The 23,832-nt window shown below is 72.1% G+C and carries 19 protein-coding genes; 10 read left to right on the forward strand and 9 right to left on the reverse strand.

Annotated features, from left to right (window positions below):
- Nucleotides 1–334: 334 nt before the first annotated feature.
- From ACZ7KX_RS08645 to ACZ7KX_RS08670, 6 genes are all read left to right on the forward strand, one after another.
- On the forward strand, nucleotides 335–1,189 hold the full coding sequence (locus tag ACZ7KX_RS08645; RefSeq protein WP_350519972.1) for a bifunctional methylenetetrahydrofolate dehydrogenase/methenyltetrahydrofolate cyclohydrolase: 855 nt from the start codon (nucleotides 335–337) through the stop codon (nucleotides 1,187–1,189).
- Nucleotides 1,190–1,208: 19 nt separating this feature from the next.
- Nucleotides 1,209–1,634 (forward strand): DUF3017 domain-containing protein, encoded by a 426-nt coding sequence (locus ACZ7KX_RS08650; protein WP_470325859.1) that lies wholly within the window; start codon nucleotides 1,209–1,211, stop codon nucleotides 1,632–1,634.
- 246 nt (nucleotides 1,635–1,880) lie between these two features.
- Nucleotides 1,881–2,873 (forward strand): malate dehydrogenase, encoded by a 993-nt coding sequence (locus tag ACZ7KX_RS08655; protein WP_470325860.1) that lies wholly within the window; start codon nucleotides 1,881–1,883, stop codon nucleotides 2,871–2,873.
- Nucleotides 2,874–2,984: 111 nt separating this feature from the next.
- Complete coding sequence (locus ACZ7KX_RS08660) at nucleotides 2,985–4,310, forward strand: hemolysin family protein (protein ID WP_470325861.1); 1,326 nt, start codon at nucleotides 2,985–2,987, stop codon at nucleotides 4,308–4,310.
- Between the two features lie 30 nt (nucleotides 4,311–4,340).
- Nucleotides 4,341–5,381: a tryptophan--tRNA ligase gene (gene trpS, locus ACZ7KX_RS08665; RefSeq protein ID WP_350519976.1), complete on the forward strand. Its 1,041-nt coding sequence runs from the start codon at nucleotides 4,341–4,343 to the stop codon at nucleotides 5,379–5,381.
- Between the two features lie 62 nt (nucleotides 5,382–5,443).
- Nucleotides 5,444–5,932, forward strand: a complete 489-nt coding sequence (locus tag ACZ7KX_RS08670) for a 2'-5' RNA ligase family protein (protein ID WP_350519977.1) — start codon at nucleotides 5,444–5,446, stop codon at nucleotides 5,930–5,932.
- On the opposite strand, the gene ACZ7KX_RS08675 is transcribed toward ACZ7KX_RS08670, so the two are convergent.
- Both ACZ7KX_RS08675 and ACZ7KX_RS08680 read right to left on the reverse strand, forming a co-directional pair.
- A complete protein-coding gene (locus ACZ7KX_RS08675) occupies nucleotides 5,917–8,478 on the reverse strand; it encodes a CDP-glycerol glycerophosphotransferase family protein (RefSeq protein WP_470325862.1) in 2,562 nt (853 codons plus the stop codon). The two genes, ACZ7KX_RS08670 and ACZ7KX_RS08675, sit on opposite strands and share 16 nt — an antisense overlap.
- A gap of 264 nt (nucleotides 8,479–8,742) precedes the next feature.
- Nucleotides 8,743–12,315, reverse strand: coding sequence for a bifunctional glycosyltransferase/CDP-glycerol:glycerophosphate glycerophosphotransferase (locus ACZ7KX_RS08680; RefSeq protein ID WP_470325863.1), 3,573 nt, complete (start codon nucleotides 12,313–12,315; stop codon nucleotides 8,743–8,745).
- A gap of 135 nt (nucleotides 12,316–12,450) precedes the next feature.
- Here ACZ7KX_RS08680 and ACZ7KX_RS08685 point away from each other — a divergent pair, with 135 nt between their 5' ends.
- Together ACZ7KX_RS08685 and ACZ7KX_RS08690 are read left to right on the forward strand one after the other, a co-directional pair.
- Nucleotides 12,451–13,449, forward strand: a complete 999-nt coding sequence (locus tag ACZ7KX_RS08685; RefSeq protein WP_470325864.1) for a glycosyltransferase family 2 protein — start codon at nucleotides 12,451–12,453, stop codon at nucleotides 13,447–13,449.
- Between the two features lie 122 nt (nucleotides 13,450–13,571).
- Nucleotides 13,572–14,570 carry a YihY/virulence factor BrkB family protein gene (locus ACZ7KX_RS08690; RefSeq protein WP_470325865.1) on the forward strand — a complete coding sequence of 333 codons (999 nt, stop codon included), beginning with the start codon at nucleotides 13,572–13,574 and terminating at the stop codon, nucleotides 14,568–14,570.
- Nucleotides 14,571–14,592: 22 nt separating this feature from the next.
- Here the strand turns inward: ACZ7KX_RS08690 and ACZ7KX_RS08695 are convergent, their stop codons facing one another.
- A complete protein-coding gene (locus ACZ7KX_RS08695) occupies nucleotides 14,593–15,792 on the reverse strand; it encodes a D-alanyl-D-alanine carboxypeptidase family protein (RefSeq protein ID WP_470325866.1) in 1,200 nt (399 codons plus the stop codon).
- Between the two features lie 141 nt (nucleotides 15,793–15,933).
- Between ACZ7KX_RS08695 and ACZ7KX_RS08700 the strand changes: the two genes are divergently transcribed.
- Together ACZ7KX_RS08700 and ACZ7KX_RS08705 are read left to right on the forward strand one after the other, a co-directional pair.
- Nucleotides 15,934–16,191 carry an SCO4848 family membrane protein gene (locus ACZ7KX_RS08700; RefSeq protein ID WP_470325867.1) on the forward strand — a complete coding sequence of 86 codons (258 nt, stop codon included), beginning with the start codon at nucleotides 15,934–15,936 and terminating at the stop codon, nucleotides 16,189–16,191.
- Nucleotides 16,192–16,286: 95 nt separating this feature from the next.
- Complete coding sequence (locus ACZ7KX_RS08705) at nucleotides 16,287–17,582, forward strand: hypothetical protein (protein WP_470325868.1); 1,296 nt, start codon at nucleotides 16,287–16,289, stop codon at nucleotides 17,580–17,582.
- Between the two features lie 72 nt (nucleotides 17,583–17,654).
- On the opposite strand, the gene ACZ7KX_RS08710 is transcribed toward ACZ7KX_RS08705, so the two are convergent.
- The 6 genes from ACZ7KX_RS08710 to ACZ7KX_RS08735 all read right to left on the reverse strand — a co-directional run bounded on the left by ACZ7KX_RS08710 (nucleotide 17,655) and on the right by ACZ7KX_RS08735 (nucleotide 23,829).
- The gene (locus ACZ7KX_RS08710) at nucleotides 17,655–18,428 is read right to left on the reverse strand and encodes a succinate dehydrogenase iron-sulfur subunit (RefSeq protein WP_396551870.1); all 774 of its coding nucleotides are present in this window, start codon (nucleotides 18,426–18,428) and stop codon (nucleotides 17,655–17,657) included.
- The gene (gene sdhA / locus ACZ7KX_RS08715) at nucleotides 18,428–20,170 is read right to left on the reverse strand and encodes a succinate dehydrogenase flavoprotein subunit (RefSeq protein ID WP_470325869.1); all 1,743 of its coding nucleotides are present in this window, start codon (nucleotides 20,168–20,170) and stop codon (nucleotides 18,428–18,430) included. Before sdhA ends, ACZ7KX_RS08710 begins: the two co-directional genes overlap by 1 nt.
- A 51-nt stretch (nucleotides 20,171–20,221) precedes the next feature.
- Nucleotides 20,222–20,713: a succinate dehydrogenase, hydrophobic membrane anchor protein gene (gene sdhD, locus ACZ7KX_RS08720; RefSeq protein WP_350519986.1), complete on the reverse strand. Its 492-nt coding sequence runs from the start codon at nucleotides 20,711–20,713 to the stop codon at nucleotides 20,222–20,224.
- A gap of 8 nt (nucleotides 20,714–20,721) precedes the next feature.
- The gene (gene sdhC / locus ACZ7KX_RS08725; protein ID WP_033332398.1) at nucleotides 20,722–21,102 is read right to left on the reverse strand and encodes a succinate dehydrogenase, cytochrome b556 subunit; all 381 of its coding nucleotides are present in this window, start codon (nucleotides 21,100–21,102) and stop codon (nucleotides 20,722–20,724) included.
- A 297-nt stretch (nucleotides 21,103–21,399) separates the two neighbouring features.
- Complete coding sequence (locus tag ACZ7KX_RS08730) at nucleotides 21,400–21,885, reverse strand: 2-oxo-4-hydroxy-4-carboxy-5-ureidoimidazoline decarboxylase (RefSeq protein ID WP_350519987.1); 486 nt, start codon at nucleotides 21,883–21,885, stop codon at nucleotides 21,400–21,402.
- Between the two features lie 297 nt (nucleotides 21,886–22,182).
- On the reverse strand, nucleotides 22,183–23,829 hold the full coding sequence (locus tag ACZ7KX_RS08735; RefSeq protein WP_470325870.1) for an alpha/beta hydrolase: 1,647 nt from the start codon (nucleotides 23,827–23,829) through the stop codon (nucleotides 22,183–22,185).
- Between the last annotated feature and the right edge of the window lie 3 nt (nucleotides 23,830–23,832).

Here is a 23,832-nt window from a genome sequence, read left to right on the forward strand (position 1 = left end):
CGGACCGGGACGGGCGCAGTGCGGCGGACGCGGCGCTGCGGCGGTCGGGCTGCTCGGACTGCTGTGGTCGGATCACTGGCTCTTTCCCCCGGATACGCCCCGCCGCGGTATCCGTCGGCCCGTCACCGGGCCTGGTTGCGGCAGGGTATGCGGGCAACATCGTCATCCGGACGGCAGCGCCCTGTCCAGCCGGTTCCGGCGCCGGGTCGAGACTGTGGCGCAACCGCAATGCGGTACGGACGTTCCGTACCCGTCCGGCCGTCCGACCGGCCGCCGCCGCGGCACCCGGCCGCCCGTGGTACGGCACCCTGCCGCGATCCGGGAGAATGGGGTCATGACTGCCCAGATTCTCGATGGCAAGGCCACCGCCGCCGCGATCAAGTCCGAACTCGCCGCCCGCGTGGCGGCCCTCAAGGCGAAGGGCGTCACGCCCGGCCTCGGCACCGTCCTGGTCGGCGACGACCCGGGCAGCCGCTGGTACGTGAACGGGAAGCACAAGGACTGCGCCGAGGTCGGCATCGCGTCGATCCAGCGCGAGCTGCCCGCCACCGCCTCCCAGGAGGACGTGGAGAACGTCGTCCGCGAGCTCAACGCCGACCCGTCCTGCACCGGCTACATCGTCCAGCTGCCGCTGCCCAAGGGCCTGGACCAGAACCCGGTCCTGGAGCTGATGGACCCGGACAAGGACGCCGACGGCCTGCACCCGACCTCGCTGGGCCGGCTCGCCCTGGGCATCGACGGCCCGCTGCCCTGCACCCCGCTGGGCATCGTCGAGCTGCTGCGCCGCCACGACGTCGAGATCAACGGCGCCGAGGTGGTCGTGGTCGGCCGCGGCATCACGGTCGGCCGTTCGATCGGCCTGCTGCTGACCCGCCGCTCCGAGAACGCCACGGTGACCCTGTGCCACACCGGCACCCGGGACCTGAGCGCCCACCTGCGCAAGGCCGACATCATCGTGGCCGCCGCCGGCGTGCCGCACCTGGTCAAGCCGGAGGACGTCAAGCCGGGCGCCGCGGTGCTGGACGTGGGCGTCAGCCGCAGCGAGGGCAAGATCGTCGGTGACGTCCACCCGGGCGTGGCCGAGGTGGCCGGCTGGATCTCCCCGAACCCCGGCGGCGTGGGCCCGATGACCCGCGCGATGCTGCTCAACAACATCGTCGAGGCGGCCGAGCGCCGCGCCGGCATCTGACACCCCAGGGACGGCGAACATGACTGATCCGCGACCGGCGCGGTCCCGGCACAGGCCGGTGAAGACCACCGGCACCCTGCCGCCCGAGGGCTCGGCCGCGGCCCTCGGACGCGAGCACGCCCTGCCGGTCCGGCAGTGGCCGATAACGCTGGTCCTGCTGGTGGTCGGCGCCGGCCTCGCGGTCACCTGGTTCGCCGACTTCAAGGACGGCTTCAAGTACGGGCTGCTGATCCTCGGCGGCGGCGTGCTGCTCGGCGCGGTGCTGCGCCTGGTGCTGCCCGAGGTCGGGATGCTGGCGGTGCGCAGCCGCTTCACCGACGTGATCGTGCTGACCTTCCTGGGCGCCTCGATCGTGCTGCTGACCCTGGTCGCCCAGCCGAACCCGTGGGTGCAGATCCCGCTGCTCGACAACATCGGCCAGCTGATGGGCCGGCCCAAGCACTGACCGGCGGCACCGACCGGCCAGGGCGCCGGCCGGTCCGGCCCGCCGCGGCCCCCGCCCCACCTCCCGGACTCCCGGGGCGGGGCGGGGGCCGCGGTGCGTCTGTGACGCATCAGCCACGCCCGCACACGCGGCGTACGCTTCCCTTTGCGATAACCTGACGCCGGTCTCTCGATGTCGAGAGACCATCCTCGGCTCCAGTGCGCCGGTGTGCCTGGGGCACCTGGCGATTTGCTGGAGAAGGTAGAAATGACCCGCACCCCCGTCAACGTCACCATCACCGGAGCCGCCGGCCAGATCGGCTACGCGCTGCTCTTCCGCATCGCCTCGGGCCACCTGCTCGGTGCCGACGTGCCGGTGAACCTGCGCCTCCTGGAGATCCCGCAGGGCCTGAAGGCCGCCGAGGGCACCGCCATGGAGCTCGTCGACTGCGCGTTCCCGCTGCTGCGCGACATCAAGATCACCGACAACCCGAACGAGGCCTTCGACGGCGCCAACGTCGCGCTGCTGGTCGGCGCCCGTCCGCGCACCGCCGGCATGGAGCGCGGCGACCTGCTGCAGGCCAACGGCGGCATCTTCGGCCCGCAGGGCAAGGCCATCAACGACCACGCCGCGGACGACATCAAGGTCCTGGTCGTCGGCAACCCGGCCAACACCAACGCCCTGATCGCCCAGCGCAACGCCCCGGACGTCCCGGCCGAGCGCTTCACCGCGATGACCCGCCTGGACCACAACCGCGCCGTCGGCCAGCTGTCCGCCAAGACCGGCGCCCTGGTCACCGACATCAAGCGCGTCACCATCTGGGGCAACCACTCGGCGACCCAGTACCCGGACGTCTTCCAGGCCGAGATCGCCGGCAAGCCGGCCTTCGAGGCCGTCGGCAGCGACCTGGCCTGGCTGGAGAACGACTTCATCCCGACCGTCGCCAAGCGCGGCGCCGCCATCATCGACGCCCGCGGCGCCTCCTCGGCCGCCTCGGCCGCCAACGCCGCCATCGACCACGTCCACACCTGGGTCAACGGCACCGCCGAGGGCGACTGGACCTCCATGGGTGTCGTCTCCGACGGCTCCTACGGCGTCCCGGCCGGCCTGATCTCCTCCTTCCCGGTCACCACCAAGGACGGCAAGTTCGAGATCGTCCAGGGCCTGGAGATCTCCGACTTCTCGCGCGCCCGCATCGACGCCTCGGTCCAGGAGCTGACCGAGGAGCGCGACGCGGTCCAGGAGCTGGGCCTCATCTGAGCCCGCCCGCACCGCAGCACCGGCGGCCCGCCGCTTCCCCCCGGGGAAGCGGCGGGCCGCCGCCGTGTCCGGCCTCGGGGCCCCGCACCGGCCGCCCTACACTGGCCCGCTGTGAACGAAACCCTCGGGGACGCCGCGCTCGTCCTCGTCTTCATCCTGCTGGGCGGGCTCTTCAACGTCGCCGAGATCTCGCTGATCTCGCTGCGCGAGGGCCAGATCCGGACGCTGGAGGCGCACGGCACCCGGCGCTCGGCCCGGGCCGCGCACCTGGCCGCCGACCCCAACCGCTTCCTGGCCGCCGTCCAGGTCGGGGTGACCTGCATGGGCTTCCTGTCCGCCGCATTCGGCGCGGACACCCTGGCGGGCAAGCTCGCCCCGGTGTTCGTCCGGGCGGGCCTGTCCGAGGGCGTGGCCGACGCGGTCGCCCTGGTCGGCCTCACCCTGGTGATCAGCTACGTCTCGCTGGTGCTCGGCGAGCTGACCCCCAAGCGGATCGGCCTGCAGCGCGCCGAGTCCATCGCGGTGACCGCCGCCCCGGTGGTGGACGTGATGTCGGTCGTGCTGCGCCCGGTGATCTGGCTGCTGGGCCACTCCACCAACCTGATGGTCCGCCTGCTCGGCGGCGACCCGACGGCCGGGCGCGGCTCGATGAGCTCCGAGGAGCTGCGCGGCCTGGTCGCCGCCAACACCGAACTGGGCAGCGACGAGCGGGCGTTGATCGCCGACGTGTTCGCCGCCGGCGAGCGCCAGCTGCGCGAGGTGATGGTCCCTCGCACCGAGGTGACCTTCCTGGACGCCGAACGCCCGCTGGCCGCCGTGCGGCACCAGGCCGACACCTCCCCGCACTCGCGCTACCCGGTGGTCGAGGGCAGCGCCGACGCGGTGGTCGGCTTCGTCCACGTCCGCGACCTGTACGGCGCGCGCGGCGGACAGGCCGCCAAGGTCCGCGACCTGGCGCGCCCGGTGAAACTGCTGCCCGGCACCAAGCGGGTGCTGGAGGCGATGGGCGAGATGCGCCGCGAGGGCCACCACCTGGCCATCGTGGTGGACGAGTACGGCGGCACCGCCGGGATCGTCACCCTGGAGGACCTGGTCGAGGAGGTGATCGGCGAGATCCGCGACGAGTACGACCGGCCGGAGTCCGCCCCCACCCGTCGGCTGGCCGGCGGCGGCATGGAGCTGGACGGCCTGCTCAACCTCGGGGACTTCGCCGAGGAGACCGGCGTCACCCTGCCCGAGGGTCCCTACGAGACGGTGGCCGGCTGTCTGGTCGCCTCGCTCGGCCGGCTGCCCCGGGACGGCGACCAGGTGCGCGTCCCGCTGGACGGCGGCGGCGGGGTGCTGCTGACGGTGGCCAAGGTCGAGGGCCGGCGGATCGCCCGGGTGAGGGTGAGTGCCGTCACACTGGCCGAACCTCCGGGGGCGGACGTTTCCTGAGCGACCGGTGGAACTGGAAGAATGGCCCGCATGGTCAACGCAGCGGTCACCGGTCCGGTCAAGGAGCGTCCCCGGGTGCTCTCCGGCATCCAGCCCACCTCCGGCTCGTTCCACCTCGGCAACTACCTGGGCGCGGTGCGCCAGTGGGTCGACCTGCAGAAGGACAACGACGCCTTCTACATGGTCGTCGACCTGCACGCGATCACGGTGCCGCAGGACCCGGCGACGCTGCGCGAGAACACCCGGATCTCCGCCGCCCAGCTGCTCGGCGCGGGCCTGGACCCGGACCACTGCACGCTCTTCGTCCAGTCGCACGTGCCCGAACACGCGCAGCTCGCCTGGGTGATGAACTGCCTCACCGGCTTCGGCGAGGCCTCGCGGATGACCCAGTTCAAGGACAAGTCCTCCCGCTACGGCTCCGAGAGCACCACCGTCGGCCTGTTCACCTACCCGATCCTGCAGATCGCGGACATCCTGCTCTACCAGGCCGACGCCGTGCCGGTGGGCGAGGACCAGCGCCAGCACGTGGAGATCACCCGCGACATCGCCGACCGCTTCAACACCCGCTACAGCCCGACCTTCACGGTGCCGAAGCCGTACATCCTCAAGGAGACGGCGAAGATCCAGGACCTCCAGGACCCGGCCGTCAAGATGAGCAAGTCGGCCTCCTCGCCCAAGGGCCTGGTGAGCCTGCTGGACGACCCGAAGGTCAGCGCCAAGAAGTTCAAGAGCGCCGTCACCGACACCGGCACCGTCGTGTCCTACGACGAGGAGGAGAAGCCGGGCGTCTCCAACCTGCTGCGCATCCACTCCGCGCTCAGCGGGCAGTCCGTCGAGCAGCTGGTCGCGCACTTCGAGGGCAAGATGTACGGCGCCCTGAAGACCGAGCTGGCCGAGCTGTTCACCGAGTGGGTCACCCCGTTCCAGGAGCGCACCCGCACCTTCCTGGACGACCCGGCCGAGCTGGACCGGGTGCTGGCGATCGGCGCCGAGAAGGCCCGCGACGTGGCGTCGGCGACGCTGGAGACGGTGTACGACCGGATCGGCTTCCTCCCGGCCGCCAAGCGGTGACTCCCCTCACACACCCGGCCGGTGGTGGCGACCTCCCGGAGGTCGTCACCATCGGCGTGTCCGTGAGCGTCCCGGACCCGCACGGCGCGGCGATCCAGGACGCCCGGGCCGGGCACGGCGATCCGCTGGCCCGGTCGATACCGACGCACGTCACGCTGCTGCCGCCGACCGAGGTGCCGGCCGACGCGCTGCCGAAGATCGAGGAGCACCTGGCGGCGGTCGCCGCCGCGCACCGGCCGTTCCGGATGCTGCTGCGCGGCAGCGGCACCTTCCGCCCGGTCTCCCCGGTGGTGTACGTCCGGGTCGAGGAGGGCGCGCAGGAGTGCCGGCTGCTGGAGGCGGACGTCCGCTCCGGCCCGCTGGCCCGCGAGCTGGCCTTCCCGTACCACCCTCACGTGACGGTCGCCCACGGCCTGCCGGACGACGTGCTGGACCAGGCGTACGAGCAGGCGCGCGGCTTCCGGGCGTCCTTCGTGGTGCCGGGCTTCGGCCTCTCCCGGTTCGACGCGGACGAGGTCTGGCGGCCCTGGCGGAGCTACTCCTTCTCCTGACGGCGGCTCCGGCGCGCTCCCGGCGCCGCCCGGGACCGGCCCGCGGCGGGCTGCGCCCGGAGCATCCGGTCGACCACCCGGCGGGCCGCACCGCCGTCGTCCAGCGCGCAGTGCTCGGCCTGGAAGCGCCGGTAGCGCTCGGCGTAGCCGGGGGGTAACCCGCCGCCGCGGTCGGCGAGTTCGCGCAGCGCGCCGAGCAGTTCGGCGGAGGTCGGCACCAGCGGGCCCGGGGCGTTCGGCTCGAAGTCGAAGTAGAAGCCGCGCAGGGTGTCGCGGTAGTGCTCCAGGTCGTAGGTGAAGAAGTACATCGGACGGCCGGTGATCGCGAAGTCGAACATGATCGACGAGTAGTCGGTCACCAGCACGTCCGCGACCAGGAGCAGTTCCTGCGGGTCGGGGTAGTCGCCGCAGTCGTACCGGAAGCCGTCCCCCGCGCCCGGCAGGGGTTCGCGCACGTGCGCGTGCGGGCGGACCAGCAGCACGTGGTCCCGGCCGAGCAGCCGACGCGCGTGGTCGAGGTCCAGCCGCAGGTCGAGCCGGAAGCCGTCGCCGTCGCCGCGCCGCTGGTCCTCGCGCCAGGTCGGCGCGTACAGCACGATCCGCTTGCCGTCGGGGACGCCGAGCCGGCGGCGGACGGCCGCGGCGGTCCGCGGGTCCGGGCGGGCGAGCACGTCGTTGCGCGGGTAGCCGGACTCCAGCACCTCGCCGCCGTAGCGGAAGGCGCGGCGCAGGATCGGGGTGGCGAACGGGCTGGGGGAGAGCAGCAGGCTCCACTGCGGGGTCTCCCGGTCGAGCGCCGCCAGGTAGCCGTGGTCGGCCAGCCAGGGGTTCTCGACGTCGTGGGCGATCCGTTTCAGCAGCGAGCCGTGCCAGGTCTGCACGACGACCTGGCCGGGGCGGCGCTCCAGGAAGTCCGGGAAGTGCGTGTTGCCGACCAGGTACCGGCAGGTGGCCAGCGCCCGGTACCACTCGGGGCTCCACACCCGCACCGGGGTGACCCCGGCCGGCACCGCGGCCTGCGCGTCGTCGACGGCCCACAGGTGCGCCAACGGCGCGCTGCGGCGCACGAGTTCGGCGTGCACCGCGCGCGGGGAGTCGGCGTACCCGCGGCCGCCGAACACGTCGTAGAGCACCGCGTCGCGCAGCGGTGCGCGGCGGGCGGCCGGGTAGTGCTCGGCGCGCTGCCGGCGCTGCGTCCAGGCGCTGCGCTCGGCGGCGCTGAGCACCGGGGTGGAGTCCACCAGCAGGGTGTCGTGCCAGCGGCGCTGCAGCAGGATCCGCTTGCCGCCGGCCGTGGCGGCGGCGGGGACGGCGGGCAGTGCGGCGGGGGCGGCGAGCAGCGACCGGCCCGGCCCGGCGCCGTCGGGCGGCTCCAGCGAGGCCTCCCAGATGCCCTTGCGCAGCGGCAGTGCGGCGCCGTCCGAGCCGGTGCGGGTGGCGGGCACCCGGGCCAGGAAGCGGCCGTCCGGGCCGCTCGCGACCGGGCCGCGGACCTCGCTCGCGGTGCCGGAGTGCCGCAGCACCAGCTCCAGCCGGTCCGCGGCCGGCTCCGGGCAGTGCCCGGAGAGCTCGAAGCCGTCGGCCCGCACCGCGATCCGGTCGACCAGGCCGACCGCGGGCTGGACGCAGACCTGGAGGCGGCCGTCGGCGAGGTGCTTGAGGTAGAGCACGCGGTCGCGGGTGTCGGGCAGCGGGTGCTGGCCGGCCACCGGGCCGCCGCGCTCGTCGAGGCACAGCTGCTCGGTGCCGCCGTCCGGCCGCAGCAGTTCGGCGTCCCAGTGCTCCAGGTCCCCGCGGCCGCGCCCCTCGGCGGTGAACGGCCGGTACGGCAGCCGGACGGTGAAGGTGTCGCCGCCACGAGTGAGCGGCTGCTCGATCACCGCGTCGCTCTGCCGGTGGCGCAGCCGCAGCACGGTGCCGGCCGGGCAGGAGTCGGCGACGCCGCCCAGGCCGAGGCCGGCGGCGGTGCGGGCGGCCCGGGTGATCCGGACGGCCGGGCGTTCGAGCCGCAGCCGCAGCCGGCCGTCCTCGAAGTACGGCTGGAGGCGGACGTCGTGGTCCACCCAGCAGGCCGGCGGGTACTCGCCGGAGCCGCACCAGTGCGGGGCGAGGGCGCCGTAGTGGCGGCGCACCCGGACGGCGCGGGGGCGGGTGAAGAGGGTGGTCTCGATCCGCCAGTCGCCGAGCAGCCACCGGCCGTCCCGGCGCAGCCGGCCGGGCGCCAGCAGGACGGTGAAACCGGACCAGTCGTGGTTGTGCTCGGGCCGGGCGCTGTCGTCGGTGACCTCGGGCATCCTGCGGGGTCTGGAGCGCAGGTGCAGCGGCGGTGCGTCCGCGTCCTCGTGGCGCAGGGTCAGCCAGGTCCAGGCCGATCCGGGGCGGCGGGTGTCCAGGCCCCGGGGGCGGGCGAAGCCGGTGAGTTCCAGACCGCGGTCATGCCAGCGGGCGCGCAGCAGGCCGAACACCACGGCCCCCTCGTCCGCGGGGCGCGCGGTGGTCACCCGGGGAGCGGCGTGCGGCAGGACGAGCCGGGTGAGCACAGGCATGGTGATCGGAGCCCTTCGGAATGGAAATTCACATCCCATCCGGAAATGGCCGCGAAGGCAACTGCACGCTTTTTCGAATTACCTGGGGAATTCATTTCCGGGAACGCCGGTTCGGAAATTGATCGCCTGTGCGGATGTTCGCCGTTCCCGGAGGTCCCGAGCGTTCCGGGAGGTTCCGGGGATTCCACGGCCCGGGGTTTCCGGGAAAACGCGGAGGCGCCCGACACCGGTGGTGTCGGGCGCCTCCAGGACCGTTCGCGGTGACTACTCCGTACGGAGCATCGCGTCGACCACCCGGGCGGCGGCCTGGCCGTCGTCCAGGTCGCAGTACGCCTCACGGAACGCGGCGGCCTTGTCCGCGTACTCGGCGGCGACCTCGTCCATCCGGCCGAGCGCGGCGACGAGCTCCTCGGAGGTGGCCAGCAGCGGGCCGGGCGCCTCGGCCTCGAAGTCCAGGCTGAATCCGCGCAGGTTGTCCCGGTAGTGCTCCAGGTCGTGGGTGAAGAAGAACATCGGCTTGCCGGTCGACGCGAAGTCGAACACGCTCGCCGAGTAGTCGGTCACCAGCACGTCGGCGATCAGCAGCAGCTCCGCCATGTCGGGGTAGCTGCCGACGTCCCAGACGTAGCCGTTGCCGGCGCCCGGGATCTGGCCGCACATCACGTTGTGCCGGCGCACCAGCAGCACCTGGTCGTCGCCGAGCGCGGCCTTGGCCGCCTCCAGGTCGATCCGCAGGTCGATCTGGTAGCCGCCCTGCGGCCGACGACGGTCCTCGCGCCAGGTCGGCGCGTAGAGCACGACCTTCTTGCCCTCGGGCAGGCCGAGCCGCTCCCGGACCTGCTCGGCGGTCTTCTCCCGGTCGGCCGCGAACAGCAGGTCGTTGCGGGGCGCACCGCTCTCCAGGATCTCGCCCTTGAAGTCGAAGGCGCGCCGCAGCACCGGAGCCGACCAGCGGTTGCCCGCCACCAGCAGGTTCCAGTTCGGCACCTCCCGGGCCAGGCCCTTGAGGTAGTTGGAGTCGGTGAACCAGACCTTCTCGAAGTCGAAGCCGACCTGCTTCAGCGGGGTGCCCTGCCAGGTCTGCAGGACCACCTGGCCGGGGCGGCGGACGAAGAAGTCGGGCAGGTGGGTGCTGGTGACGATGTACTTGGCGGTCGCCAGCGCCTCGAACCACTCCGGGCTCCACAGCCGGACGGCCGTCGCGCTCTGCGGCAGCTCGACCTGCATGTCGTCGCTGCCCCACAGGTGCTCCAGCGCCAGGCCGCGGCGGACCAGCTCCTCGTGGACGGCCCGCGGCGAGTCGGCGTACATGCTGCCGTTGCCGGCGTTGTACAGCACCGTGTCGCGCACCGGCAGCCGACGGGCGGCCGGGTAGTCCGCGCTGCGCAGCTGGCGCTGGCGGTAGCCGGACCGCTCCTCGGGCAGCAGCGCCGCGTGCGACTCCAGCGACAGGCCGTCGTGGTAGCGGCGCTCCAGCACGATCCGCTTGCCGCGGGACTCCACCTCCAGCGGCAGCGCGGCGAAGCAGACCGGGGTCACCTGCGCGGAGGCGTCGGACAGCTTCTCGACCGGCGCGCCGACCTGGCGGAAGTAGACGTCCCAGGTGCCCTTGGCGAACGGCACCCGGCCGGCGAAGGAGGCCGTCGGCACGGCGGGCAGCGCGGTGCGGAAGCGGCCCTCCGAGATCTCCACCGGGTAGACGTGCTCCTCCTCGCGCCAGTGGTGACGGACCACCAGCTCCCAGCGGTGCGCGCCGGGCAGCGGGAACGAGCCGCTGAGCAGGAAGCCGTCGGCGCCGCGCGCGGACACCTCGTCCACCAGCGGCTGCAGCAGCTGGTCGGAGAACTGCAGGTAGCCGCCCGGGGAGGGCTTGGAGTAGAGCGACCGGCGCAGGCCGGCCGGGGCCTGCGGGTTCAGCGGCACGTGCAGCTGCTCGGGCGCGTTGCGCTCGTCCCAGGCCACCGGGACGACACTGCCGTCGGCCAGCAGCAGCGCGGTGTCCCAGCGGTCGCGGGCGCGCTCGTCGGCGACCGGGTCCAGCTCGGCCCAGGCCTCGCGGACGGCGGTCAGCTCGGCGGTCGGGAAGGAGGCGGTGAAGGGCTGCAGCGAGCCGACCGGCGCGCCCAGCTCCAGCGGGACGTCCACGGTGCGGTCCGACTCGACGTGGGTGAGCCGCAGCAGCGCCCCGGCGAAGCTCGGGCCGGAGCGGGCCGCGCCCGAGACCTCCACCCGGCCGGCGTGCGCGGCCAGGCCGGTCACCCGCGCCTTGACCGTCTCCACCCGCAGGAAGACGAAGTTGTCCCGGACCCACGGCACGATCCGCACGTCCGGCTCGACCCAGTGCGACGGCACGTACTGCGCGGTGTCGCTCCAGCCGGCCGAGATCCGGCCCTTGTACACCCCGCCCTTGCCCGCGCCGGCGACCAGGAGGCGCCAGTGGCCGTCCTTCCACTGGCCGCGGTGCTTGAGCTTCTTCGGGTCGAGCGAGACGGTGAAGCCGGACCAGTCGCAGCTGTACAGGTCGTGGTTGCAGCTCGCGGTGGCCTCGGGGCTGTACGTGGTCTTCATCGGGACCGCGAGCACCCGGCGGCCCTTGGTCTCGCGCACCACCAGGGTGCGGACCATGTCGTGCTTGTTGGCCGCGCCCAGCTGCTCCGGGTACGCGTGCCCGGTCAGCTGCAGCTTCCCGCCCACCCAGGCGCTCTCGTACAGCCGGCTGCGCATGACCAGCGAGTTGTCCAGCTTCAGCACGCCGGACGGCACGCTCCTGCGCCCGCCGCGCAGGAACGGGTAGTCGGCGTACGGGCGCAGCAGACCGCGGGCCTGGACGCCGCCGCCGCTCTCGCCCTCGTACTTGATCTGCTCGACCAGCTCGTCCACCCGGCCCGCGAGGGTCAGGTGGTACTTCAGCCGCAGCGGCGCGCGCAGCTTGCGGACCTGCTCGGGGCCGATCGCCCGGAGCAGCCGGCTGACGTGCTGGACGTAGGCGTCCCGGTACTCCTTGTCGCCGTCCACGACGGACCAGAAGAACATCGGGATCTCCTCGACGAGGGTGTTCTCGTCGTAGGACTGCAGGTACTGGGCGAAGCGCGGCTCGGTCTGCTTCTTCAGCCAGCCGCGGACCAGCTCGACCGAGGCGACGCGGTCGATCAGGCCCTTCGGGTTGGTGCGCATCTGCGTGATCGACATCTCGCCGACCTCGCGCTCGCGCCAGTGGTAGATCGGCTCGGAGAGCACGTCCACGCTCTTGGCGAGGTAGTGGTGCGGGACACTGACCGGCGCGTCCTCGTACAGGATGCCCTCGGGGTAGAGCAGGTCGGCCGCGTCGAAGAACGAGCGGCGGTACACCTTGTTCCACGCGGTGCGGTCGGTGACCAGCGCCGGGACCTCGGTGATGTGGGTCTTGAGCCTGGTCTCCTTGAACGGCTTCACGTGACCGCCGGACTGGTAGTAGCCCACGGCACGGAAACGCAGCACGTTGCCGGTGCAGAAGTCCGAGCCGGTCTCCTCCAGCGTGTTGATCATCAGCTCGTACGCGCTCGGCGGCATCGAGTCGTCGCTGTCCACGAAGCACAGGAACTCGGCGTCCGGGTCGATGTGCCGGATACCGGTGTTGCGGGCCGCGCCGAGGCCCTTGTTCACCTGGCGGACCAGTCGGAAACGCGAGTCCTTGGCCGCGTACGCCTCGGCGAGCGCCGCGCTGTCGTCCTTCGACCCGTCGTCGACCATGACGCACTCGAAGTCCGTGAAGGTCTGGGCGGCGATCGAGTCGAGGCACTCGACGAGATAACGCTCGACGTTGTAGATCGGAACGACGATGGAGAGGCGGGGAGCCATCGGCTACGCAGGCCTTTCTGGGGAAGGAGCGAGGCAGCCCGTTGGGGGCCTGACCGCACTTCGAACGGTGCGTACGTGCGTCCCGATCCTACCTCCGGGGCCGGGGCCTCCCCGGGGGCCACTACGCTGGGCCCCGTGCCCCGCTTCAGCGTCATCGTCCCCGTGTACCAGGTCCAGGACTACCTCGCCGAGTGCCTCGACTCGGTCCTCGGCCAGGACGGGCCCGACTTCGAACTGATCGCGGTGGACGACCGCTCCCCGGACGGCTGCGGCGCGATGCTGGACGAGGCCGCCGCCGCCGACCCCCGGGTCCGGGTGCTGCACCTACCGGAGAACGTCGGCCTCGGCCGGGCCCGCAACGCCGGCCTGGAGGTCGCCGGCGGGGACTACGTGGTCTTCCTCGACAGCGACGACACCCTCACCCCGGGCCTCCTCAAGGCCGTCGACGAGCGGCTCGCCGCCACCGACGACCCGGACGTCCTGGTCTACGACTACGCCCGCACGTACGCCGACGGCCGGATCACCCGGGCCGCCTCCGCGCACGTCTTCGGCGCCGCCTCCCCGGACGTCTTCGACCTCGACGCCCGCCCCGACCTGCTCGACCTGCTCCAGGTCGTCTGGAACAAGGCCTACCGCCGCGACTTCATCAGCGCGCAGCAGCTGGTCTTCCCGGCCGGCTACTACGAGGACACCCCCTGGACGTACCCGGCGCTGCTCGCCGCGGGCCGGATCACCCTGCTCGACCTGGTCGGCGTGCACTACCGCCAGCGCCAGGAGGGCGGCAACATCCTGGCGACCGCCAGCCGCAAGCACTTCGACGTCTTCGCCCAGTACGACCTGGTCTTCTCCTTCCTCGACCGCCGCCCCGACCTGGACCGCTGGCGCCCGGTCGTCTACGGCCGGATGATGCACCACCTCAACACCGTGGTCTCCAAGTCCGGGAGGGTCCCGCCCGGCGACCGCCGCGAATACTTCCGCCGCGCCGCCGCGCACTGCGGCCGGCTGCGCCCGGCCGGCTACCGCCCGCCGGCCGGCGTGGACGGCCTGCGGACCGAACTGCTCGGCAACGGCCGCTACGCCGCCTACCAGGCCGTCCGCGCGGTGGCGAAGGCCCGCCGGCTGGTCAGGCGGTAGACCCGGGACACCCGGGACACCCGGGACACCCGGGACACCCGGGACACCCGGGAGACCCGGAAACCCCGAGCCGGCCCCGTGCCTGACGGCCGTTCGGGGGACGGGCCGGTATAACCGGTCGGGTGGACTTCCTGACCCGCCTTCCGGTCATCGGCCCGCTCGTCTCCAGGGTGCTGCGCACCCGGGCGTACCGGGTGTACGAGTACTTCTCCGCGGCCCGCGGCAACCGGCTGGCCGGCGCCGTCACCTTCTTCGGCTTCCTGGCCCTGTTCCCGCTGCTCACGGTGGGCCTGGCGATCGCCGTCGCGGCCCTCAGCGACAGCCGGGTGCACGACCTGCAGGAGCGCATCTCCGACCAGCTGCCGGGCATCTCGGACGCGCTCGACCTGCCGTCTCTGGTGGCCAGCGCGGGCACGGTCGGACTGGTCAGCGGGGCGCTGCTGCTGATCTCCGGGCTCGGCTGGGTGGACACCATGCGCACCTCGATCCGGGACCTGTGGCAACTGCCCGACGACGAGGGCAACGCGGTGCTGCGCAAGGCCTGGGACGTCGTGGTGCTGGGCGGCCTCGGCCTGGTGTCGCTGTTCTCCCTCGCCGCCTCCGCCGCCGGGACGACCCTGGCCGGGCGGATCGCCGAGGCGATCGGCCTCGGCAGCGGCTACCTGCTGACCGGCGTCGGCGTGCTGATCGCCATAGGGTGCGACACCCTGCTGTTCGCCTACCTGCTGGGGCCGTTCCCCGGGATCACCGGCCAGCGCCGCCGGGACGTCCTGCGGGGCGCGCTGATCGGCGCGGTCGGCTTCGAACTGCTGAAGATCCTGCTCGCCTCCTACCTCGGCTCGGTCGCCGGGCGGAGCCTGTACGGCGCCTTCGCCACCCCGGTCGCGCTGCTGCTGTGGATCAACTTCGTCTGCCGGCTGCTGATGTACTGCGTGGCCTGGACGGCGACGGCCGACCCGGAGGCCGCCCGGGAACGGACCAGGGCGCACGGACGGGCGCTGCTGGAGGCGGCCGACAAGGCGCAGGCGCAGGCCGAGGAGCGGGCCGAGGCCCGGGCCGGGAAGGCCCGGGCACAGGCGGAGAAGGCCGCCGGGAACGGCGGGGCCCGGCCCCGGGACTGAGGCCGGGCCGCCCGACGGGTGGTCAGCCGGCGGAGCGGCGCCGTCGCAGGACCAGAGCGCCGTACCCGGCCCCGGCCCCGGCCACCACGACGGCCGCCCAGCCGACGAGGCCGAGCCCGTCGTCCCCGGCCGGCGCGGGGGCCGCGGCGGGCGCGGCGGCGGTGGGGGAGGGGTGCGGCGGCGGCGCGGGCGTGCCGGCCGTGCCGCCGGCCTGGCCGGCCGGCTCGTCGCCGCCGGGCGGGGCCTCGTCGACCAGCTTGCCGACCGGCTGGACCTTGCCGGCCGCGGCGAAGCCCCAGTCCAGCAGGGCGGCCGTCTCGTCGTACACCTTCTGGTAGCTCGCCGGGTGCATCACCGTCACCAGCAGGGTGCGGCCGTCGCGCTCGGCGGCGCCGACGAAGGTCGAGCCGGCGTTGGTGGTGGTGCCGTTCTTCACCCCGATCAGCCCGGGGTACTTGCCCAGCAGCCGGTCGGTGTTGGCGATCCCGAAGCTGCCGCGCTGGCCGGTGTTCTTGTCCACGGCGCCCGGGAACATCGCGTCCCGGGTGGCGCAGTACATCCGGAAGTCCGTGGTGCGCAGGCCGGCCCGGGCGAACAGCGACAGGTCGTAGGCCGAGGAGACCTGGCCGTCCATGTCGTAGCCGTCCGGGGAGACCACCCTGGTGTCCTTCGCCTGCAGCGCCTCGGCGCGCGCCTGCATCTCGGCGACGGTCTGCGGGATGCCGCCGTTCATGTGCGACAGGACGTGCACGGCGTCGTTGCCCGAGCTCAGGAACACCCCGCGCCACAGGTCCTCGACCCGGTACTCCAGGTTCTCCTTGATGCCGACCAGGCTGCTGCCGGCGCCGATCCCCTGGATCTCCTCGTCGGCGACCCGGTGCACCGCGTTGCGGTCGAACTTGGGCAGCACGGTGTCCGCGAAGAGGATCTTCAGGGTGCTCGCCGGGGGCAGCTTGAGGTGCGGGTTGTAGGACGCCAGCACCTCGCCCGACGTCGCGTCGGAGACTATCCAGGACTGGCCGGTGAGACCGCTCGGCAGCGCCGGGGCACCCGCCAGCGGGGCCACCTGGACCCCGGGGTTCCCCAGCCGCTCGCCGCCGACCGCGGCCGACGGGGGCGGCTGCTGCGGGGCCGCGACCGCCGCCGGGGCGGCGAGCAGGACCGGGAGGGCCGCGGTGACCGCGGCGCACAGGCGTGCGAACGTGTGACGGGGAGTGGGCACCAGCAGACCGTACCCATTCCGGGCCCCGGACGTCCGCCACTCCGGGCCCGTCCTCCGCAGGAGGGGCCCGCCGTACGCCGATCGGCGGCCCGCGCATACTGGGGACGCACACCCTCTTCACACCCCCGCCGAGGACCTCCCATGAAGCTCAGCCGCCGCACCTCCTGGTTCCTGACCGCCTTCGGGGTCTGGTCGATCATCATCTGGACCACCTTCGTCAAGAACCTGTGGAAGGACTCCGGCGGCCAGGCCTTCACCAACGGCGACCACTCCCAGCCCACCGCCTTCTTCTGGGTCCACCTCCTCCTCGCCGTCACCTCCTTCGTCCTCGGCATCGCCGTCGGCACCATCGGCCTCCGCGGCCTGCGCGCCACCCGCCGCACCCCGGCCGCCGACTGAGGATTCCCGTTGCGACTGTCAGTGCCTGCTGGCAGGATCCCCACCGCTCGTGCACGTATCGAAAAGATCTGCAGACACAGGGGTGGGAAATCTCCATGACACTTCGACACGCCCGCAGGCTCGGGTGGTCGGCCGCGGCGACGGTGGTCGCCGGTCTGATCGCCGCTCCCGCTGCGGTGGCCGACACCGCGCCGGACACCACGAGTCCGACCGTCACCGTCTCCTCGCCCGACTTCCCGGCGGGCGGCCCGGCCACCAAGTACGCGGGGCAGAAGGGGACCTTCGTCCTGAGGACCGCCGACCCGGCCCCGCCCGGCGGGACGGCCTCCGGGGTCGCGTGCGTCCGGTACGGCTGGGGCTACCTCGGCGTCTCCTCCGGCTGCGACGGACCGGGCGCCGTCCGGCCGGACGGCGACGGCACGGTCACGCTGAACCTCCAGGTCCTGAACTGGGGCACCAACACCCTCGACGTGGAGGTGACGGACCACGCCGGCAACGTCGGCCGGGCGGGCTACACCTTCTACGCCCCCTCGAACCCGAACCCGCCGAGGACGCTCGGCGACGTCGACGGGGACGGCGTCGCGGACATCCTGGTGCCGGACGCCCAGGGCAACCTCCAGTACATCGGCGTGAACGCCACCGGCACCGCGCCCGGTTCGACGGTCCGGGCGGCCGTCGCGCCCGACCGGACGGGCTGGGCGTCGTACCAGGTGGCGCACCGCGGCTGGTCGAACGACCACGCACCGTCGGCGGACGACTTCTTCGTCCACAAGCCCGGCCAGGGCTACCTCTACCTGTACCGGAACTTCGACTACGGCTCCTTCGGCCAGACGTGGACGGGCGCGGACCGTTCCACCGAGTGCGTGGACGACACCGGGACGGTCGTGGCCTGCCCCGCGGACTTCGCCAAGGACTGGTCCAAGGCCGACCAGCTGGTCGCCTTCGGTCCGGTCGACGGGGGCACCGAGCCCTCGCTGGTGACCCTGGAGGGCGGCGACCTCTGGCTGCACTCCGGGGGCGACTTCGCCTACGGCTACCAGCAGGCCCGCAAGCTGACCACCTCCGGTGCCTGGAACGGCTACGACCTGATCGCCCCCGGCCCCGACGCGGCCGGCGACCTCGCCCTGTGGGCGCGTGACCGGGCCACCGGCGAGCTGCACGCGTACCCGGTCTCGAAGAAGGCCGACGGCGCCCTCGACTCCTCCGCCCTCGCCGACCCGTCCGGGCACGTGGTCGCCACCGGGTTCACCACCGCCGCCTACCCGACGCTGGGCAGCTCGGGCGACGGTGACGGGGACGGCAGGCCCGACCTGTGGGCCGTCACCGCGGACCGGCACCTGCTGACCTTCAGCGGCCTGTCCGCGCCGAAGGACCTCGGCGCCCTGCGTTAGGGCCCGGCGAACGCCGGAGGCCCCCGCCCGATCCGGGGATCGGGCGGGGGCCTCCGGGCTGTCAGGCGGGGATCAGAAGCGGCGGGTGACCAGCGCCCGCTTCACTTCCTGGATCGCCTTGGTGACCTCGATGCCTCGCGGGCAGGCCTCGGAGCAGTTGAAGGTGGTGCGGCAACGCCACACGCCCTCACGGTCGTTGAGGATCTCCAGGCGCTGCTCGGCACCCTCGTCGCGCGAGTCGAAGATGAAGCGGTGCGCGTTGACGATGGCGGCCGGGCCGAAGTACTGGCCGTCGTTCCAGAACACCGGGCAGGACGACGTGCACGCGGCGCACAGGATGCACTTGGTGGTGTCGTCGAAGCGCTCGCGGTCCTCGGCGGACTGCAGGCGCTCGCGGGTCGGCTCGTTCCCCTTGGTGATGAGGAACGGCATGACGTCCTTGTACGCCTGGAAGAACGGGTCCATGTCCACGACCAGGTCCTTGAGGACCGTCAGGCCCTTGATGGCCTCGATCGTGATCGGCTTCTCCGGGTCGACGTCCTTGATCAGGGTCTTGCACGCCAGCCGGTTGCGGCCGTTGATCCGCATGGCGTCGGAGCCGCAGATGCCGTGCGCGCAGGAACGGCGGTAGGTGAGGGTGCCGTCCTGCTCCCACTTGATCTTGTTGAGCGCGTCCAGGACGCGCTCCTTCGGGTCCATCTCCAGCTGGTAGTCGACCCACACCGGGTCCGGGTGCTCCTCCGGGTTGAACCGGCGGATCCGGAAGGTGACGGTGATCAGCTGCGTGCCACCGGCCTCGACCGCGTCCAGAGCGGCCGAGTGCTTCTCCACAGTCGGAGTGCTCATCAGTACTTACGCTCCATCGGCTGGTAGCGGGTCGTCACGACCGGCTTGTAGTCGAGGCGGATGGAGGTGCTGCCGTCGGCGGCGACCTCCTGGTACGCCATGGTGTGCTGCATGAACTTGACGTCGTCGCGGGTCGGGAAGTCCTCGCGGTAGTGACCTCCGCGGGACTCCTCGCGGGCCAGCGCGGAGACGGCCAGCACCTCGGCCAGGTCGAGCAGGTTGCCGAGCTCGACGGCCTCCAGGAGGTCCGTGTTGTAACGGAAGCCCTTGTCCTGGATGGAGACGTTCTTGTAGCGCTCCTTCAGCGCGGCGATGTCCTCGACCGCCTGCTTCAGGGTGGCGCCGGTGCGGTACACCATGGCGTTGGCGTCCATGGTCTCCTGCAGCTCCTTGCGGATCTGCGCCACGGACTCGGTGCCGGTGCCCTCGCGCAGGCCGTCGACCAGGGCCTGGACCTTCTCGGCCGGGTTCTCGGGCAGCTCGACGAACTCGTGCGCGTTGGCGTAGTCGGCGGCGGCGATGCCCGCGCGACGGCCGAACACGTTGATGTCCAGCAGCGAGTTGGTGCCCAGGCGGTTGGCGCCGTGCACGGACACGCAGGCGACCTCGCCGGCCGCGTACAGGCCCGGGACGATGTCGGTGTTGTTGCGCAGGACCTCACCCTCGACGTTGGTCGGGATGCCGCCCATGGCGTAGTGCGCGGTGGGCTGGATCGGGATCGGGTCCGTGTAGGGCTCGATGCCGAGGTAGGTGCGCGCGAACTCGGTGATGTCCGGGAGCTTGGCGTCCAGCTGCTCCGGCGGCAGGTGGGTGAGGTCCAGGTAGACGTGGTCGCCGTCCGGACCGCAGCCGCGGCCTTCGCGGATCTCGGTGTAGATCGCGCGGGAGCAGACGTCACGGGACGCGAGGTCCTTCATGACGGGGGCGTAGCGCTCCATGAAGCGCTCGCCGTCCTTGTTGCGCAGGATGCCGCCCTCGCCGCGGGCGCCCTCGGTGAGCAGGATGCCCATGCGCCAGATGCCCGTCGGGTGGAACTGGAAGAACTCCATGTCCTCCAGCGGCAGGCCGCGGCGGTAGACCAGGGCCTGGCCGTCACCGGTGAGGGTGTGGGCGTTGGAGGAGACCTTGAAGAACTTGCCGGTGCCGCCGGAGGCGAACACGACGGACTTGGCCTGGAAGACGTGGATCTCGCCGGTGGCCAGCTCGTAGGCGACGACGCCGGCCGTCTTGCCGTCGTTGATCAGCAGGTCGAGGACGTAGAACTCGTTGAAGAACTCGACGCCGTGCTTGACGCAGTTCTGGAACAGCGTCTGGAGGATCATGTGGCCGGTGCGGTCGGCCGCGTAGCACGAGCGGCGGACCGGGGCCTCGCCGTGGTTGCGCGAGTGACCGCCGAAGCGGCGCTGGTCGATGCGGCCCTGCTCGGTGCGGGAGAAGGGCAGGCCCATCTTCTCCAGGTCGAGGACGGCGTCGATGGCCTCCTTGCACATGATCTCGGCGGCGTCCTGGTCGACCAGGTAGTCACCACCCTTGACCGTGTCGAAGGTGTGCCACTCCCAGTTGTCCTCCTCGACGTTGGCCAGGGCGGCGCACATGCCGCCCTGGGCCGCGCCGGTGTGGGACCGGGTCGGGTAGAGCTTGGTCAGGACGGCGGTGCGGGTGCGCTGCGTGGACTCGATGGCCGCGCGCATGCCGGCGCCGCCGGCGCCGACGATGACGGTGTCGTACTGGTGAATCTGCATGGGGGGTTAACTCGCCTCTGGCCTCTGCCGATGGTCGATGGTGCTCGCGGCTCAGATGTTGGGGTCGAAGGTGAAGATCACCAGGGTGCCCAGCAGCACGGTGAAGACCGTGGCGGTACCCATGAGCCCCTTGAGCCAGAGCCGGGTCGAGTCCTTCTCGGCGTAGTCGTTGATGACCTGACGCATGCCGTTGGCGCCGTGCAGCATGGCGAGCCACAGCATCAGGAGGTCCCAGCCCTGCCAGAACGGCGAGGCCCAGCGGCCGGCCACGAAGGCGAAACCGATCTTGGAGACGCCACCGTCGAGGATCAGCATGATGATCAGGTGGCCGATGATCAGGGCGACCAGGACGATGCCGGACAGGCGCATGAAGAGCCAGGCCAGCATCTCGAAGTTGGTGCGGGTGCGGCGCGGGGTCTTCTTGGTCCGCTGGCGCGGCGGCTCGATGACGAACGCGTCGGCCGGGTTGCCGGTGCCGAGGCCCTTGCCGGTGTGCGCCTGCTTGGAGGGGACGACGACGGCGTCGGAGATTTCCGTGCTCATGTCTCAGCTCACTTCCCGAACCAGGAGATCAGCGTGTGCTGCAGGATCCCGTAGAAGGAACCGGCCATCAGCACCACCCAGACACCGACCACGGTCCAGAGCATCTGCTTCTGGTACTTCGGGCCCTTGGACCAGAAGTCCACCGCGACGACGCGCAGGCCGTTGAGGGCGTGGAACAGGATGGCGGCCACCAGGCCGTACTCCATCAGGTTCACGAGGGGAGTCTTGTACGTCTGGATGACGGTGTCGTAGGACTCCGGCGACACTCGCACCAGAGCGGTGTCCAGGACGTGGGCGAACAGGAAGAAGAAGATGAGGACGCCGGTGACTCGATGAGCCACCCAGCTCCACATGCCTTCCCGGCCGCGGTACAGCGTTCCAGCCGGCACGGAAAAACCCTCCGGAAGCGATTGGGGGCTCGGCCGGCTTCGGTGTCGGTCAGCCCGGCCGGGTACGGTCCACCGGCCGCGAGCATCCTATCGACGCCTTCTCGCGTACCGCCTCCGGGGGCCCCAGGTGTGATCAATCAGGCACTTCTGGCCTAGTGGGGCGGGAACCAAGGAGCGGTTCGCCACTCCGGGTCACCGAATGACCACGCCCCGCGTCGAAGGACGCGGGGCGGGCGGCTCGGGTTCATCCCTACGGGTGATTCACCCGCACGGATGAAAGAGGGGCGGGGGTCGGCTTCAGCGCGCTCCGGCCTCCGAGTGGGTGGCGACCAGGTGCTCCAGCCGGGTGAGGGCGATCCGGCGGAGCTCGTCCGCCGCGATCAGCCGCTCCTCGTCCGGGTCGTTGGCCAGGCGGGTGCGGATGGAGGAGAGCACGGTGTCGAGCATCTCCTCCGGGGCGACGCGCTCCAGGCAGACCACGAAGACGTGGCCGAACCGGGCCTCGTAGGCGGCGTGAGCCGCCCGCAGCGCGGTGTGCGCGGCCTGGCTGCCGGGGGCCCGCATGCCGAGCAGGGGCTGCGGCATCCAGCTCTCGTCCGCCAGGGCCTCGGCGAGGTCGGCCGGGCGGAGGTCGTAGGAGGCCTCGCTGGCGGCGGCCAGCAGGGACTCTATGTCGGGGTACGGCCGGTGCGCGGTGAGCCGCAGGGCCCAGCGGTGGCTGCCGCAGCAGGCCAGCAGGGCCTCCTCGGCGGCGCCGGCGTCGGCCTCGTTGAAGCGGTGCAACCCGAGGAGGGTCGGCTCTGTTCTGACGTCGAGCCGCTGTGGCGGGATGTCGCTGGCCAGCGGGTCCTCCTCGTGAGGGCGGGAAGGTGCCGGTGAAGTGGGCTGGTGGGGCAGATGAAGTATGGGGCTGCGGAGAGGCGCTCGGGCGCCGGTCGGGCAGCGCCTCCAAGGTAGTTGAGCCGTCATCAGTTGGGGAGGGCGCACGCCGAATTCATCCGGACGAGCTATCAAGTTGTGACGTTGACACCTTCGCGTCAGCGCCCTCCCCGCGTTCATCTGCTAATCGGCAGGCCGGGCTCAGGTGCAGCGGGTGCCCGCGGCCGGCACGGTGCCCTCCGTCAGGTAGGCCTCCAGGGCCCGGTCGATGCAGGTGTTGCCCTTGCCGAAGGCGCCGTGGCCCTCGCCGACCCGGGTGAGCAGGGTGGCGTGGGCGAAGCCCTTGGCCAGGGACTCGGCCGAGGCGTACGGGGTGGCCGGGTCGCCGGTGGAGCCGACCACCAGGATCGGGGCGCTGCCCTCGGCCCGGACGGTGTGCGGCTTCTCCTGGGTCTTGAACGGCCAGTAGGCGCAGCCGGGCTCGCTGTAGTCGTCCACCGTGACGCCCTTGGACAGCAGCGGCGCCTCGGCGAGCAGGCGCTCCACCGCGGCCTTGGCGTGCTCGGGGGTGGGCGCCGGGCGGACGGCGTCGGCGCAGCTGATCGCGTCGTTGGCCTCCTCGATCGGGCTGTAGTGGCCGTTCTCGTCGCGGCCGTTGTAGTCGTCGGCGAAGGCCAGCAGCAGGTCGCCGCGCTTCATGGTCATCGCCATGCCGAGGCCGACCCGCAGGTACTTCCAGGAGGTCTTCTCGTCGCCGTAGAGCATCTGGATGGTGCCGGTCCAGGCCAGGTCGCGGCCGAGCTTGCGGCCGTCCTTGGCGGTCAGCGGGCTGTCGTGCAGGCCGTCCAGGAAGTCGGCGGCCTTCTTGGCGGCGGTGGCCTTGTCCTTGCCGAGCGAGCACTCGTCGGGGTGGTTCTCGACGCAGTCGGCGGCGAAGCGCTCGAAGGACTTCTCGAAGCCGACCTGCTGGTCCACGCCGTGGTCCAGGGTGTCCTGGGCGGGGTCGACGGCGCCGTCCAGGACCAGTCGGCCGGTGTTCTGCGGGAACTCCTCGGCGTAGAGGGCGCCGAGGTAGGTGCCGTAGGAGATGCCCAGGTAGTTGAGCTTCCTGTCGCCGACGGCGGCGCGCAGCACGTCGAGGTCGCGGGCGGTGTTGCGGGTGCCGACGAAGGGCAGCAGCTTGCCGGACCTGGCCTGGCAGGCGGCGGCGTGGTCGGTGGACTGCTTGACGTGCGCGGCCCTGCGCTCGGCCGGGTCGAGCGGCTCGTCCAGCTGGTTGACGGCGTCGTGCTGCTTGTCGTCGTAGCAGACGACCGGCGAGCTGGCGCCGGTGCCGCGGGGGTCGAAGCCGATCACGTCGAAGCGGTTGTGCAGGGTGCCGGTGAAGTCCTTGGCACCGTACTCGACCATCTCGACGCCGGAGGCGCCCGGGCCGCCCGGGTTGACCATCAGCGAGCCGATCCGCTGGTCCGGCCTGGCGGCCGGGTACTTGATCAGCGCGAGGTCGATCGCGTCGGCGGCGGGGGCGGCGTAGTCGAGCGGGACGTGCAGCTTGCCGCACTTCATCCCGGAGGTGTCGATCTTGGCCTTCTCGGCCTGGGGGTCGGCCGGGCAGGCCGCCCAGGTGATCTGCTGGCCGTAGAAGGGCTTGAGCGCCGGGTCGGCCTCGCCGGCGGTCCCCGCCGTCGCCGCCGCGCCGCCCCCGACGCCGGTGGCGGGCGCGGAGGTGCCGGCGGCGTGGTCCTGGGCCGGCTCGGCGGTGTGGTCGCAGGCGGTGGCGAGGAGGAGGGTGCCTGCCGCCAGGGCGGTCAGCAGGACTCGTGGGCGGGCGGCCCGGAAGGTTCTCATCGG

The sequence above is a fragment of the Kitasatospora sp. NPDC038210 genome, assembly GCF_055600605.1.